We start from the raw sequence: 14,911 nt of genomic DNA, 5'->3' as shown, positions 1-14,911 counted from the left end.
GACCATAAGTCTGGGTGTTCGTCGTTCCAGCATCAAATCGATATCGTCATCCTTTGTCTGTCGCCATATGATAATCACATAAGGAGGAATGCTGAATGACTGACCTGAACGCTCTATTTCGCCAGCGGATTGGATTACCAGAGGAGGTGGAGATCACATTTGACCTTCTGGATGAGATTCTCGTGAGCGCAGCCAAAACCATCCCATTTGAAAATTTCTGCATTGTCAAACATAGACCCTATCCCATTACGAGAGAAAACTTGATTCGCAAGATACTCATTCATCAAGAAGGCGGGCTCTGTTATGAACTGAATATGCTGCTCAACTTCTTCCTAATCGAGCATGGATTCCACATGACACCTATGCGTGGCATTGTCTTCAATCATGAAACGCAAGCCTATCTCCCAATCGGAAGGACGCATGTCACCTTACTCATGACGCATGAGCACCAATCCTATGTCATCGATACGGGTTTTGGAGGAAATTTACCGCTGATCCCTGTTCCTCTAACCGGTGAAACCGTCACTTCCGGGAATGGGGAATTTCGAATCACACCAGGAGATGGCGAGCACGGGAACTATGTTCTTGAAATGAAAATGAAGCATAAACATACGGATTGGCGAATCGGTTATGCCTTCGACACCCAACAACCGATAACCAACCTATCGGAATTGAACACGGTCCAACAGATTATCTCGGAACACCCTGATTCAAGATTTAATCGATATCCATTAATTACAAGACGTACGGATCAGGGCCAAATCACCTTAACCGATACCTCCTTTACACAATGGGAGGATGGCATCATGACCAAAGAGCCTATAGACCGCATACGGTTCGAAAAGCTGTTAAGTCTGCATTTCGGACTCGTTTACTGAAACGACATCACTACACATGCCTTAACTTCTCTGGATTGGCCACATTATAAATCGCTTCAATTTGCCCTTTACGGAAACCGAACGAATAAATATAACGAAGCCCATCGTCCAACGTCAACTGGATACCCGGCATCCCATTCACGGTAATGTAGGCAAGGTTGAACTTCCCTGTATACATCTTAAGCAGATTTTGAAGTAATAGCACCACGTGATTGGACCCCGTAACGGGAACCTGAGCTGCATGCACTTTACCGCCACCATCCGAGTAGAAGACCACATTTTCACTCAATAGCTCTAACAATCGATCCTTATTCCCCTGTACGAGAGAGCTAACGAAATCTTTGATCTGCGACTCAGCAACCGAAATCGAAGGCACCTGATCGGGATCATAATGAATGCTACGCTGAGCACGATGGAAAATTTGACGGCAATTGCTACTTGTCTTTCCCACCATCTCTGCAATCTCATCATACGAATAGTGGAAAATCTCACGCAGCAGGAAGATCGCGCGTTCAACGGCATTAAGCTGCTGTAAAAGTAAAAGATAGGCTGTCGATATCGATTCATGCTGCAAATAAATATCAGAAGGATCCGCATCCTGGTTGCCCTGATCGATTAACGGCTCGGGAAGCCATGGGCCCACATAGAGTTCTCTCTTTTTAGCAGAAGAGCGCAATAAGTCCAGACAGCGATTCGTTACAACTTTGTAGAGGAACGCTCTTACATTCTGGATTTCTTCGGGATTTGGCAATTGATTATATGCAATAAAGGCTTCTTGGACGATATCTTCCGCATCCATCACACTGCCTAGCATTCGATAAGCCAGCGCAAACAGAGGCTTTCGATAGGTTTTATACAATATTTCTGTGGTTATCACCCTGTACCCTCTCCGTTCCCTCGTGCGCGAGAATATGTTGTACCGCTCTCTTGGCACTTGCTGTCGCCGCATCGACCAATAATTCTCCATGGGAAGCCCATTCCCCTGCCGCATACAAACCTTTGATTTCAGGTACAGCAGGACCTGGGTCAACTTGACGCTTCATATGTGCAAAATCATAGCATACCGGAATTTTAGGAAGATACTGTTTGTCTACAAGCTCATTCCGCCAGCCTGGCTGTATTAAGTCCAAAGCATGCTCTAAATCATGCAAATCCTTTTTCGCATCCTTCTCCGCTCCTTGGTACTTCATCAGGGATAAGACTTGCGCTTTGTCTTCATTCATCAATGCTGCACGCGATTGATTGCTGAGAAAGACGGGATAATCCAGCCCATATACGAACTGCTGCTTCGGCTTGGGCAGACGACGCAGCACCACATCCAGACAAGCTCCTGTGACCTCAATCGCTTGCTCTTTCCAGGTATGAATCGCCGTAGCTTCAGCACGAGGCACCAACTGATGCAGAACCGCCGGCGGTGTCGTGACGATCACATGCGTCGCTTCAATTTTCGTCCCATCTTCGCATAAGACATGACGCACAATCCCTTCACTGTGTTCGATGGAGACGACCTTGCTCTTCGTGATGATCTGCACCCCCAGCTTGGAAGCGACCTGCCGCAATTCTTCAACCATCGATCCCCAGCCGCGATCAAGGTACAACACGCCACGGAGAGCACTCTTGAATTGCCGCAATACCGGTCCTGCCGCTTGGAGATCTGGCGCCATCACATAACTCGCCGTACGAAGCAGGGAATAGAAAATATGACGGACCATCGGGTCTTGTATATGTCCCTCAATCCAGTCACGAAGACTGATTTTGTCATAAGCATGCGTATCCAGCTTGCCAAATTTGGCGAGCCAGCCCGCGAATTCCACTTTCCCTCTCCATGAGAGTAGCGGCGTTGTCATTAAAGAACCAATCCCTGTCGGCAGCACCTGAAGCTTATCCTTCCAGATGCCAAACGCATCAATCGAAGGTTGGTTTCCTTGCAGACGTAATCCAAACTCCCGGAACGTCTCATAGGCATCACTTTGATACAAAGCATGCCCGCCTAGGTTAAAATACGTTCCATTCTTCTTGTTCGTCATCCCCCGACCACCTAAACGCTCTTGCTTCTCAATGAGTATCGTGCTCTTCCCTGCTCTTCCAGCATAAATGGCTGCGGTTAACCCCGCTATCCCTCCACCTACAACAGCCACGTCCATTTTTAACATCCGAACCATCCCCTTCGCGTTTTATATCCGTATGACGGGCAAGCGAATCCAGATGTGACAAAACACCCCTTAGAAATTCATTGGATAACTCAAAAAGTTCTCCAACTTCTATCTAAGGGGTGATGTTTTTAGGAATGAATCCGTTTTTTCTTAAACACAAGCAGGGCTACACCTAGAAGCATCACACTTAGTCCCGCGAGTTGCATCGGAAGATGACTATCTTCCCCTGTCTTCGGCAGGTATTGACCGGTCGTTCGGTCATCGTCCTTGTGTCCTGTTATGTGGTTGCTATGATCTTCTTCCTTGATAGCTGGAGGCTGTTGATCTTTACCCCCATGGTCCGTCGTTCCTGCATCAGAACCGCCATCTGACGTACCCTCTTGTCCTTCCGTCGATTCATCCGATGTATCCGTATCAGGTTTAGAAGGATCCTCTGGATCTACCGGATCAATAGGTTTGGTTGGATCTGGCGACTCAGGAGGATTTGTCACATGGTTATCCCCGTCTTTTCCCCCGCTAACATAGCGATCATTCGTAACAACAACTACGGTTTCTTGCCCTTTCACCACTTGAAATGAGGTATAACGATCTTTGATCGTGTATCCATTCGGTGCTTTTGTCTCTTCGAAGTAGTATGTTCCAGGTCTGAGATCCGAAATTTTCACTTCTCCGTTACGATCCGTTATGAACAGCTTCAGTTCGTTGCCATCTTTATCTTTCACAGGGTTCTTATCTGCATCCAACAGCCTGAACATTGCATCTTGCAATGTTTGATCCAGCCGTCCTGATTCCACCTTCGTTAGCTTCACAGCACCTGGCGTCTTGTTGTTCTCGATACGAATTTTCACTTGGTCTTCGCTCTCGATTTCGAACGGTACAGGATCTGTTAGCGCATCATAATCAGCTAGAGGTGTCACCTCTACGAATTGGTAACGTCCTGCCTTTAGGTCATTCATTGTGATTTTGCCGCTTGAATCAGTCTTCAGATTGGATTTCACAGGCTGACCAAATGCATCCTGTAGTTCGAACACCACGCCCTCAAGCGGTGCAGCATCAAACCCATCCACCTTCGTCAACTCAACAGAGCCATTATCGATCACACGGTTCGTCATCGTATATTCTTTGATCACTGTCTGATTCGGATCAATCGTGAAGGGGATTGGCGTTAGGTCCCGTTTGTATCCCTTCGGTGCCTTAATCTCCGTGAGCTGGTAGTCGCCGACATCCAAATTAGCCAAGATGACTTGCCCTTTATGATCGGACGTCACGGCTTCCATACCGGTAACGACATGCATGCCGCCTGCTTCCTTCTTCTCCAATTTAAAGACGGCACCTTCTAGCGATCGCGAGGGCTCTTCTTTTGCAACTTTCGTTAAAATAAATGCTTGCTTGATCTTTTTATTTTGAATCACCAACATTTGCGTGGAATCCTTCGCATCAAACTTCACACTTATCCACTGCGTATCAGCGACATACCCTGTTGGGGCGACGATCTCCTTAATCTTGTAATCGCCTGACTTGAAATCCTTGAATTGTACTTTCCCATCGCTATCCGTCAAGTCTGAAGTCGCCAGAAGCTTGTCCCCTGCCGCATTATAGAGTTCAAACTTAGCGCCTGCCAGCTTATGATTCGGGTCCGAGAAATCTTCTTTCACGATCGTGATATTCCCTTTCACCGCATGGATTGCTCCGCCACCGGCACCTGAATAATCAGCTACAATTTCCTGGTTCGCAGAATCTCCTATTTCTTTTGCGGTCTTCCCGGCAAACGATACGCTATTCGTTACCTTCTCGAGATGCACCGCATTCATATAGGTCTGATATTCCAGGACATACGCACTTTCGAGCGCTTTGTGGAACGTAATCGTAAAGGTGGGATCGCCCGCTGCAGCGTTATCGTTAAATTCTAAGGTATAATCCTTTGGATCAACCTCTCCCACTTTACTGAAATGCTCATTGGCATCTGCTTTCAGCTTGTAAAGTCTAAACGTATCCTTTAGCGGGATTTGATTCGGCGACATCATATCTTCTAAGACGGCATTTTCTGCAATATAGGACTGGCTGCGATTGATATGGATCGTCCAATACGCTTGATCGATATCATTAACCGAAGTCCCCTGTCTCCCTTTTTTATCGATAGATTCGCCACCATACACAGGAACGATCGTTTTGGATTGTTCAAAAAGCTTTGTGCCCGACCCCCCCGTATGGTCATACAGCGTTGCATGGTTCGAGTATTCACGCTCTACAGGCAAGGATTTTAGGCTTGTTTTATACTTAATTCGGTACGATGCATCGATCGGACCACGGAACGTTATTTTGAACCCCTCCGAGGTACCATCCTGCGTTTTCGTAAATTCAACATCATAATAATCTACTTGCTCCCCAACAACGACTTGACCTTTGGCATCGATCGAGGTCTTATTGATCACGAGTGAATTCTCAACGAAGGTCTGCGCACCCTTTAGCTGATCCGTCACGACAGCATTCTGAATCACATGTTGGTTGTAGTTCATATCAATTGTCCAAGAAATCGATTTGTCTTCCGCGTTATAGGAGCCTGTTTTATTTCCGTTATTCTGCATATTCAATATTGGCGTCACATAAGCCGTCTTACCAATGGACTGAGGTGTACCCGACGTATCCTTCCAGGTCATATCCACTCGGTTCTTATAGGTTTGGACGTTCTGCGTATCATATGCCGTTGAATCGAATTTTGTTGTGTACGTTATGGTATAGTGCTTGGTCACAGGCTTCGTGAACGTAATCTGAAACCCTTGCGTGTAATCTGGATCAGGCGTCACGGTGTACGTCTGATCTGATTCAAGCCCCGTAATACGCAGGCTTCCTTCTACATAAGTCAGCCCTTGGCCCGCAAACGTATCCTTAAGAACCACTTGATTCATCGTCTGCGAATCACGATTCACCTGTAGAGTCCACTCGATTTCTTTATCTTTGTAGCTCGTGATCTGTCCCGTTTTCGATAGAATGACTTCTTGAATATCCGTCGAATCATGGCTTTCTTTGCCATCATGCATAACGACAACATTAGATGCTTTTCCGTTCGTATATACACGATCTTTCAGTTTTGTCTGATAACGAATGTAGTAGCCTTCACGAATATCTTGGTTGAAGCTTAATTTGAACTGTGAAGCTGACTTATCCTCTTGCAGTGTATAATTCACCACTTGTTCAATCGGCGTCGCGCTGCCATCCGGATTAATGCGTACTTTATAGACCTCTATAGAGTCCTTTACAAGCTCCTGTGCTGGAGTGTCATACGTATCGATCAGATATGCTTGATCCTTCTGGATCAACTGTTCATTGTAATTGTATTCGATCGCCCAATTCACTGTTTGCGTCGAAGGGTCATAGGCTCCTGCTTTTTTCGTCAGCGATTGGCTAAAGTTCACCGACACCTTGCCCGTACGATCCATCAGAGGCTTTTGGCCATGATCGTCGTACCCTTCAACCAGCATCGCATGATTGCTATAAGTCGCCTGATCGGTCTTGCTGATCGCAGTTGAATAGCTTATGCGGTAAGCATGATCTATATTGTCATGAAAAGTAAGCGTGAGCCTTTGCTGCTTCTTTCCATCAGCCGTCATTTCTTCCGTTAATTGATGCGAATAATGATGATATACGCTGTTCGTTACACTAACCGTGCCATCCAAATGGACCTGCAGTGGTTCAACCTTAATGGAGGCTTCATCCAACACCAATCCCTCTGGGATGATATCTTCCATGCGCGGCTCCCGAATGATACGCTCATCCTTGTTCAAATCGACGATCCAATCGATCTTGCTCGGATTGAAGGCCTTATCCGCGATCCCAGACTTGTCCATGGCTGAACCCTTATTTTTGAAATGCACGGATACATCCTTGACTTCGTCTTTAAACGGAAACAGGATTTTCTGCTCCGTTCCTTCCTCCAATTTTGATGAATCGAATTTTCGCCATACATAAAAATACCCATGTAATTCAAGGTTATTTTCAATGCTATCATTAAACAGCAAGGTCACTTTACCTTCTGGCGTTACTGTATATGTACCTACTCCGCCCGACAGATCGCCTGATAGTGGCTGACTCAGAGTAAACTTGTCCGGCAGATCGAATGTAAAGCTGGAATTCGCCTTGTACCCATGGTTAGCAGGGAGTGCCCAATCCAAATATATCTTCACGCGTTCCCCTGTATCCAATCTCACCTCTGAAACGTCTTGTTCATGTCCCTCTTCACCGACCGTCATCCTGACGCCGGTAATCATATTATGTGTAACCTCATACACAGCCTCCGTTACACTGCTTCCTCCGGTTCCAACTGACTCCTTCGAAAGATCAGCAGCATAAGCCATCGGCATCATGACGTTCAATAATAATGCAATAACAAAAAATATAGATAGTGTTTTCTTCGTTTTCCTCGTATTCAACCTTTTCACCTCTTCTGCGACATCTAGATCGAGATTTCGCGGCTTCTAATCTAATAATTTTCCTTTGATAATTAATCGATGTGTCGGATTAACCATCGGTTCACAAGTCACAAGCGTTATTTCTTTTTCGATACCTTCCGGTTCCAGCACCCATACATCATCTGGCTTCACAGTCATTTTTTCGGTGACGACATATTGGTACTGCTTATTCTCCGTCTCAACTTCAATAATGTCGCCATGCTCCATTTCTGCGAGTCGGTTGAAATTTCTGCCGTACATTCGGTTACGGTGACCAGCAATCGCCATATTTCCCACCTCACCCGCCTTACCTGTCTTCTCAATCTGGGCCACAGAGGTTTTCATATTTTTGCTCGTCGCCCCATACAAGATCGGTAGATTTAAATCGATCTTGTCAATTTTGAGAATACCTTCTACGTCAGATGTGCTAGATTTCAACGATGCGGCATGTTCCACATCATCTGATGGATTCAACCCCGCAGCAGAATCGCCTGGATCGATATTTAGCAGACTTGTCTGCCATTCCGCCGCCAATCGCTGCTGCTGCCGATCTTCCATCCATTCGGATAGGCCAGGATAACAGAAAATAAATAGGCCAATGACAATGAGGAGGGGAGCCACCACTTTGCTTTTCATTCACATTCCTCCTTCACTTGATACGAATTTCTTATCCCTCGCTGGTAGATTACCGTACCAACTTCTGCGCGTTAATCATCCTCAGGCCATGGCAAAATAATCAGTATCTGCTTACTGACTTCATTAGAAATGCCTTATTACGGGCCAGTAAAAATCAAAAAGCCCTATTCATCCATAGGGCGCGAAAAACAATTCAATTAGGATGATACGATGTAAATCTACTTACCACTGCCATGCCAATGACAGATTCTACATACATCACTAAACGAAGTCAAGGCGGCTTTTGTAACCAATTGAGGTAAACACGTCAACCGCGATGGTCCATGCTACATTGGTAATTTTTTCTTATCAGCATCTTGAACGAAGACGGGACCCCCAACTTGGAGAAGCAAATCACAGACCGGGCGAGACCCGGTTCCAGAATCGAAAGCCAAACGTGGCTATCAGTATGAAGCGGATAAGTTCGGCATCGCGTTTTAACAAAAAAATACAAAAATCTGTGCGATAACGTATAATGGATAATGAACTTGATTCATATCATTGATGATTAATTAGGAGGCATATTCATGCGGCAAACAACGCTTATATGGGTACAAAAATTAGGGGAAGACGCATCATTGACCCTATAAACTGCGCAATTCCCCTTGATGTACGAAGGGGCTATTTCTTTGAATTATCTAAAATCGATCGCATGGCTTAGTTTTCTTGCTTTCTTCAGTGTGCTTAACGAGACCATATTTAACGTATCTCTACCTGATATCGCTGTACAATTTGGCATTTCACCCGCAGCGGCGAACTGGGTCAATACGAGCTTCATTCTTACGTTCGCCATCGGTACAGCTGTGTATGGGAAGTTATCCGATATATACGGCGTCAAGAAGTTGCTTCTGATCGGACTGCTGCTATACGTGACAGGATCGATTGTTGGGGTTGTGTTCCATGTCTACTATCCCGGCGTGCTCGCCGCAAGATTCATTCAAGGCGCAGGAATCTCAGCGGTTCCAGCATTAATTATGGTCATAGTGGCGCGTTGTATCGAGCCGAATCAACAAGGAAGAGCCTTTGGCCTCATTGGTTCTATGGTGGCCTTCGGCGAAGCCATCGGCCCGGTAATCGGTGGGATGATTACGAATTATTTGCATTGGTCCTACTTGTTCATTCTACCGATATTGTCGCTTATAACGCTTCCGTTCTTTATTCAGACGCTGCCTGGCGAATCGATAAGAGAAGGAAAGACGGATGTCCTCGGAGCAATGCTCTTATCTCTTGGGATTCTTACGTTTACTCTCTTTACAACGATGTTTCAATGGTCCTTCCTAGCAATCAGCATATTGTTGTTTATCGGGTTTACTTGGCGGATTCGACGTGCAGAACAGCCTTTTATTGAGCCCTCTTTGTTCAGCAGGAAAACGTTTATCGTCGGTGTACTTACTGGCAGCATCCTGTTAGGCACAGTCGCAGGTTACGTAGCGATGGTTCCTTACATGATGAAAGACGTATATCAGATGCCCACCAGTTTAATTGGTGCTGGTATTCTATTTCCGGGGACTGTCAGCGTGATCCTATTCGGCTACCTCGGCGGGATCTGTGTCGATCGACGCGGGAATCTATTTACAATGGCGATTGGTATTGGGATGATCACCGTAAGCTTTCTTAGCGTTGCACTGGTCACAGATCGAACACCCTGGCTCATCACCTGTGCCATGATCCTAACATTCGGTGGACTTTCCTTGGTGAAGACCGTAATTTCCACCAGTGTTGCAGGGTCGCTGCATTCCGAGGAGTCTGGCTCTGGAATGGGGCTGCTGAACTTCGCCTGTTTCCTGGCCGAAGGCATGGGTGTGGCCATCGTTGGAGGACTACTCACGAAACCTTGGTTAGCTGCTTCCTTCCTCCCAACGGTAAGAGATGCTGCAGCATTTCTGTACAGCAATATGATGCTGCTCTTCAGCACAGCAATCATCATAGGAAGCATCGTGTACTTTGCCGTATACGGTCAACTGCCAAGCACGTCAGAACAATCATCAACATCTGAGTGAAACCGAACATTAGGCAAAAAAATAGCCTTCATCCCTTACGTTATCGGATGAAGGCTATTTTCACTGCAACTTCAACTGTTCGTTACGATGTTACCGTTTCTTTATAGGGAATGCTCATTTCATGGCTGATCATGTGCTGCGCCAAATCAATAACTCTAGAGGCATACGCCCATTCGTTGTCATACCATGCCAACACTTTCACTTGTCTGCCGCTCGTCATAATCGACATGCCGTCAATAATCGAAGATTTCTCGTTCCCGACGAAATCAGAGGAGACGAGCGGTTCATCGCACAATGCAACATAAGGAGCATATTTCCCTGCCACCGCCTGCTTAAATGCGTTACGCACTTGCTCAGATGTCACCTCATACCGTGTCTCCACAGTCAAATCGATTAAGGAGACATTCGGTGTCGGGACACGAATGGAGATGCCTTGAATCACAGGAGCAAGATGCGGAATGACATCGCCTAACGCTTTGCCTACCCCTGTTGAAGTCGGAATAATAGACTGCGCGCACGCTCTGGCACGACGCAAATCTTGGTGTGGATTATCCAGATGCTTCTGATCATTCGTATAGGAATGAATCGTCGTCATCCAACCCGTCTGAACTTGAAAAGCGTGGTCTAGAATTTGAAGCACGGGCGCTAAGCAATTCGTTGTACAAGATGCGGCGGATACAATCGAGTGTCGATCCAGATCATAGTTGTCCTCGTTGACTCCCATCACAATCGTGATGTCGACACCCTTGCCCGGTGACGACAGGATCACTTTGGACGCCCCAGCCTCTAAATGCTTCGCAGCTTGTGACCGTTCTGTAAATTTCCCTGTCGCATCAATGACCGTATGGATGCCAAGCTGCTTCCAAGGCAGGAAAGCTGGATTCGCCTCACTTAATACCTCAATCCGTTGCCCTTCAATAATGAGCGCGTTCGGTTCCACCTTAATGTCTCGATCCCATTTCCCATGCACGGTGTCATATTTCAATAAATGAGCAATCGTCGATGCTGGATACAGACAGTTAATTGCACGCAATTGCCACGATTCCTGTGGATGTTCGAATACTCTGCGGACTAGCAAACGTCCGATTCTTCCCATACCGTTAATCCCGATCAACATGAGTTAGACCATCTCCCTGTCATTAATTCCATTCGCACCTAACGGGATTAATGTATCACATTAACTAATGTTACACAATATTTATTTGATTATTTTATATTTATTGTACAACATATACTTCACATTTTAACAAAATCGTCAAAAAACCTGTTATAAACCTCTATTAACTAGCATTTATTTCTGAATTATTATATATATGACTCATAATAGCTATAACATCGCGGAAGCCGTGAAGAAAGGCAGATCTATAAATCGGTGCCGTCCTGGTTATTCAGACCGCAACGTCGTTCTATGCTTGGACACCTCACCGACTTACGTCTCTATGGTGGAGCTCACTTTAGCTTCACGCTCTTCTTCAGCCATGAGGCCAATTCCACCCGATGGGTGTAAACAAGAATCGCGAAATTTCCAAGCCACACGAGCAGAATCGATGCCGAGAACATGTTGAGAAGCAAATAGATGAACACAAACAACAACCCGCTTACCACCTGCAAACCGTCCGCCTCCGCGGATCTTGGCTTGTTTTTGTTGATCCAGAAGCTCCCTGCCTTCATAACCGCCAATATCATCGCATATACCAAAGAGACCTCGAAGCCTGTAAGCCCGCTCCAGACCCCAAAGGTTACCGCGATCGCCTTTCCTCCCTTGCCCCGTAGAAACGGTGAGAAGGCATGCCCTGCAATGGGAGCTAGCGCAAGCGGAATGATGAGATAACCCGGGGCGTACCCGCTTGAGATCCCCCATATCACAGGCACGTAACCTTTAGCAAAATCCAACAAGATACCAAAAATGCCGACTTTATAGCCTCGAGCCTTCCATAAGTTCATAGCACCGGGGTTGCCATCGCCCACAGCCTTTAAATTTTTGCGACCCGCTAGACCCAGCCAGTACGAGAACATGAGTGATCCCGATAGGAAAGCACAGGCGATCCACAATAATATCATCATCGATTTCGCCTGCCCCCCACTTGGACGAGCCTACCTTTCCATCTGACCTCCCCTAGGACAACAACCTGATACATCGAATACAACATGATGACGACGAAAAACAGAGAAGCAATCACATGCAGTACCGGAATCAGCAACCCGAACACACCAACATATCGAATGAAATAGAAGAACTGAGCCATATATAGGATATAACCTAGGAACAATGGCAAGGCCCAAGACGTGTTCGCAAAAACAAATGCAGTATCTGATACAAGGAGGCCAACCACCCAGACCGCGATCGGGATAATCGTCCTTGGACTTAATGTCGACGTGCTTAAAATAGCCCCTTTACTAAAACCTTCAATCTCACTTCGGATCCCTTGCGGGTACATCCGGAAGGAGACCATCCCATATCCGATAAAATTGGTGACAGGAATACCTGCTTCTACGAATTTCGATCCGATGAGCAAATCATCCAATACTTCCGATTTAACGCTCTCATGGCCTTTGATCATCTCATAATCCTCGCGTAAAGCAAGGATACAAGAGCCGTACAGACCTTTCTTGGGATTCCTCTTCTCAAAGACCGACGTAAACGTAAAAATACCCAGCATATTCATGACCAGCGCGAGCTTCTCGTACAGCTTCTCCGTATGATGAAAAGGAACCACTGAGATGACACCCTTCGATCGTTCACGTGCCTTTATCAAGGAGCCCAATGCGTGGGGCGCCATTCGGATATCCGCGTCCAAAAAAGCGAAAACATCGCCGGAAGCATGCAAATAACCATTCCATACTGCCCAGCTCTTCCCTGTCCATCCCTCCGGGAGCGGAGTGCCCGCAATTACCTTGACGCCTGCATAGCGTTCAGCGATTTCCCTCGTCCGATCCGTCGAGAAATCATCCACCACGATGATCTCGTAAGGTAGGGTGGTCTGCGACATCAGCGAATCGAGAAGATAAGGCAAATTACACTCCTCATTTCGAGCAGGAATGATAATCGAGAGCTTATGCGAGCCTCGATAGGGCACATCATCGGGAGTTAAGATATTTTTTCTGAATAGTATGAATCCGCAGAGACATCCGGCAACCATTAGCATTACAATCCACATGTCCGAATTCCCCCTTCTGGCTCTATGTATATGAGGAATTGCGAATAGACATTACATTTCTGATCCCCTATAATATCTAGTATCATTCAACAAAAATACGAACATTAAGGTGCATATCATGACTAAATATTCGCAAATCTTTCTAGGGACAGCTTTTTCTTCCAAATCACCAAAAGAAGTACACATCTTAAAAGATTATCTTTTCTGTATTAATTCGGATGGGATGATCGAACAAATCGTTGCCCCCGAAGACAACGATTATCAAACGTTATTGGATACTTATCAACACCAAGCGAACTTCCATCGACTTGCTGAAGGCCAGTACTTCTTGCCTGGTTTCATCGACTTGCACGTTCATGCCCCGCAATGGGCTCAATCCGGAACGGCGCTCGATATCCCGCTCTATGATTGGCTTAACACCTATACCTTCCCGTTAGAATCGAAATTCGCAGATTTGGATTTTGCCGAGAACGTTTACCAAGACGTCGTTAGCACACTGCTTGCCAACGGAACGACGACAGCCCTCTACTTTGCAACAGTTCATAAAGAAGCAAGTATTCGACTTGCTGAGATCTGTGCCAAACAAGGACAACGCGGTCTGGTTGGGAAAGTGGTCATGGATCATCCTGAGAATAACCCTGAATATTATCGTGATAAGGATACGGCGTCCGCACTCGCGGATACCGAGGAATTCATTCTTGCGATTCAGGAATTAGCAAGAACAACCAAACAAGGCGTCTACCCAGTCGTAACACCGCGCTTCATTCCTAGCTGTACCGATGAGGGCTTGCAAGGACTTGGCGCTTTAGCAGCAAAGTATGATACCTATGTGCAATCACACTGCAGCGAGAGCGACTGGGCGCATGGCTATGTGCAGGATCGCCACAATAAGAACGATGCATTTGCATTAAATGATTTTGGACTCCTACGTGAGAAATCTATCATGGCGCATTGTAACTTCCTGAATGATGAGGACGCAGATCTATTCGCGGAAAAGGGCACGGCGATATGCCATTGTCCGGTCTCGAATAGCTATTTTGCGAATAGCGTGATCCCGATTGCGCATTTGCAAGCCAAAGGCGTTGAGATTGGACTTGGATCCGATATATCAGGCGGATTCTCACCAAGTCTCTTCGATAATGCGAGACAAGCTGTGATCTCTTCGCGCATGCTCGAAGACGGCGTGAATCCAGCTCTTCCTGCAGCCGAACGTGGTGTTCCGAATTCACGTATTACCATTAACGAAGCTTTCTATCTGGCAACAGCCGGGGGCGGTGAGAGTCTCAGCTTACCGATCGGCCGCTTGGAAGCGAACTATGCATGGGATGTACAGATGATCGATACGACATTAGCGACAGCTAAATTGCCGATCTATCAAGCGGATGAGGATTTGAATGATGTGTTCCAGAAGATCATGTATCTGGCACGTCCTGAGAATATTCGTGAGGTGTGGGTACAGGGCGAGAAGGTTCATACGCGGTAAGTGGATGCTTCTAGCGTATAATTAGCGAAACAATATCATTTGTAACGTTTTCTATGAAAAAGCCCTGAGTTTCAGGGCTTTTTTCGTTCATTTATTAATATAGTGAATTAACCAGTAAC

At 46.2% G+C, this 14,911-nt stretch carries 10 protein-coding genes; 3 read left to right on the top strand and 7 right to left on the bottom strand.

The genetic code is table 11. From position 1 onward, the window contains the following. The first annotated feature begins 95 nt into the window (after positions 1–95). Positions 96–878: an arylamine N-acetyltransferase family protein gene (locus AC3WU2_RS14110; RefSeq protein WP_492455082.1), complete on the top strand. Its 783-nt coding sequence runs from the start codon at positions 96–98 to the stop codon at positions 876–878. Positions 879–888: 10 nt separating this feature from the next. Here the strand turns inward: AC3WU2_RS14110 and sigJ are convergent, their stop codons facing one another. The 4 genes from sigJ to AC3WU2_RS14090 all read right to left on the bottom strand — a co-directional run bounded on the left by sigJ (position 889) and on the right by AC3WU2_RS14090 (position 8,112). Beyond that, positions 889–1,755: an RNA polymerase sigma factor SigJ gene (gene sigJ / locus AC3WU2_RS14105; RefSeq protein ID WP_492455080.1), complete on the bottom strand. Its 867-nt coding sequence runs from the start codon at positions 1,753–1,755 to the stop codon at positions 889–891. Continuing rightward, positions 1,730–3,031, bottom strand: coding sequence for a phytoene desaturase family protein (locus AC3WU2_RS14100; protein WP_492455078.1), 1,302 nt, complete (start codon positions 3,029–3,031; stop codon positions 1,730–1,732). Before AC3WU2_RS14100 ends, sigJ begins: the two co-directional genes overlap by 26 nt. 128 nt (positions 3,032–3,159) lie before the next feature. Beyond that, a complete protein-coding gene (locus AC3WU2_RS14095) occupies positions 3,160–7,458 on the bottom strand; it encodes a collagen binding domain-containing protein (RefSeq protein ID WP_492455076.1) in 4,299 nt (1,432 codons plus the stop codon). Positions 7,459–7,503: 45 nt separating this feature from the next. After that, complete coding sequence (locus AC3WU2_RS14090; protein ID WP_492455074.1) at positions 7,504–8,112, bottom strand: class D sortase; 609 nt, start codon at positions 8,110–8,112, stop codon at positions 7,504–7,506. A 647-nt stretch (positions 8,113–8,759) separates the two neighbouring features. On the opposite strand from AC3WU2_RS14090, the gene AC3WU2_RS14085 reads away from it, so the two are divergent. After that, positions 8,760–10,151, top strand: a complete 1,392-nt coding sequence (locus AC3WU2_RS14085) for an MFS transporter (protein WP_492455072.1) — start codon at positions 8,760–8,762, stop codon at positions 10,149–10,151. Positions 10,152–10,233: 82 nt separating this feature from the next. On the opposite strand, the gene gap is transcribed toward AC3WU2_RS14085, so the two are convergent. The 3 genes from gap to AC3WU2_RS14070 form a co-directional block, all read right to left on the bottom strand. Then, on the bottom strand, positions 10,234–11,268 hold the full coding sequence (gap, locus tag AC3WU2_RS14080; RefSeq protein ID WP_492455069.1) for a type I glyceraldehyde-3-phosphate dehydrogenase: 1,035 nt from the start codon (positions 11,266–11,268) through the stop codon (positions 10,234–10,236). A gap of 332 nt (positions 11,269–11,600) precedes the next feature. Next, positions 11,601–12,215: a glycerol-3-phosphate acyltransferase gene (locus AC3WU2_RS14075; RefSeq protein ID WP_492455067.1), complete on the bottom strand. Its 615-nt coding sequence runs from the start codon at positions 12,213–12,215 to the stop codon at positions 11,601–11,603. Then, on the bottom strand, positions 12,212–13,309 hold the full coding sequence (locus AC3WU2_RS14070; protein WP_492455065.1) for a glycosyltransferase: 1,098 nt from the start codon (positions 13,307–13,309) through the stop codon (positions 12,212–12,214). Before AC3WU2_RS14070 ends, AC3WU2_RS14075 begins: the two co-directional genes overlap by 4 nt. Positions 13,310–13,427: 118 nt before the next feature. On the opposite strand from AC3WU2_RS14070, the gene guaD reads away from it, so the two are divergent. Then, the gene (gene guaD / locus AC3WU2_RS14065; protein ID WP_492455063.1) at positions 13,428–14,792 is read left to right on the top strand and encodes a guanine deaminase; all 1,365 of its coding nucleotides are present in this window, start codon (positions 13,428–13,430) and stop codon (positions 14,790–14,792) included. Positions 14,793–14,911: the final 119 nt, after the last annotated feature.

This window comes from Paenibacillus sp. EB106-05-06-XG162 (genome assembly GCF_058791655.1).
Note: the sequence above shows the minus strand (reverse complement) of the source record. Positions and strands in the feature narration are given on the sequence as shown.

What these genes read in the sequence shown, in the direction of transcription:
- AC3WU2_RS14110 (WP_492455082.1), top strand. Translation starts at nt 96, where the DNA reads ATGACTGACCTGAACGCTCTATTTCGCCAGCGGATTGGATTACCAGAG.
- gap (WP_492455069.1), bottom strand. Translation starts at nt 11,268, where the DNA reads ATGTTGATCGGGATTAACGGTATGGGAAGAATCGGACGTTTGCTAGTC.
- AC3WU2_RS14070 (WP_492455065.1), bottom strand. Translation starts at nt 13,309, where the DNA reads ATGTGGATTGTAATGCTAATGGTTGCCGGATGTCTCTGCGGATTCATA.
- AC3WU2_RS14100 (WP_492455078.1), bottom strand. Translation starts at nt 3,031, where the DNA reads ATGTTAAAAATGGACGTGGCTGTTGTAGGTGGAGGGATAGCGGGGTTA.
- guaD (WP_492455063.1), top strand. Translation starts at nt 13,428, where the DNA reads ATGACTAAATATTCGCAAATCTTTCTAGGGACAGCTTTTTCTTCCAAA.
- AC3WU2_RS14090 (WP_492455074.1), bottom strand. Translation starts at nt 8,112, where the DNA reads ATGAAAAGCAAAGTGGTGGCTCCCCTCCTCATTGTCATTGGCCTATTT.
- AC3WU2_RS14085 (WP_492455072.1), top strand. Translation starts at nt 8,760, where the DNA reads ATGTACGAAGGGGCTATTTCTTTGAATTATCTAAAATCGATCGCATGG.
- AC3WU2_RS14075 (WP_492455067.1), bottom strand. Translation starts at nt 12,215, where the DNA reads ATGATGATATTATTGTGGATCGCCTGTGCTTTCCTATCGGGATCACTC.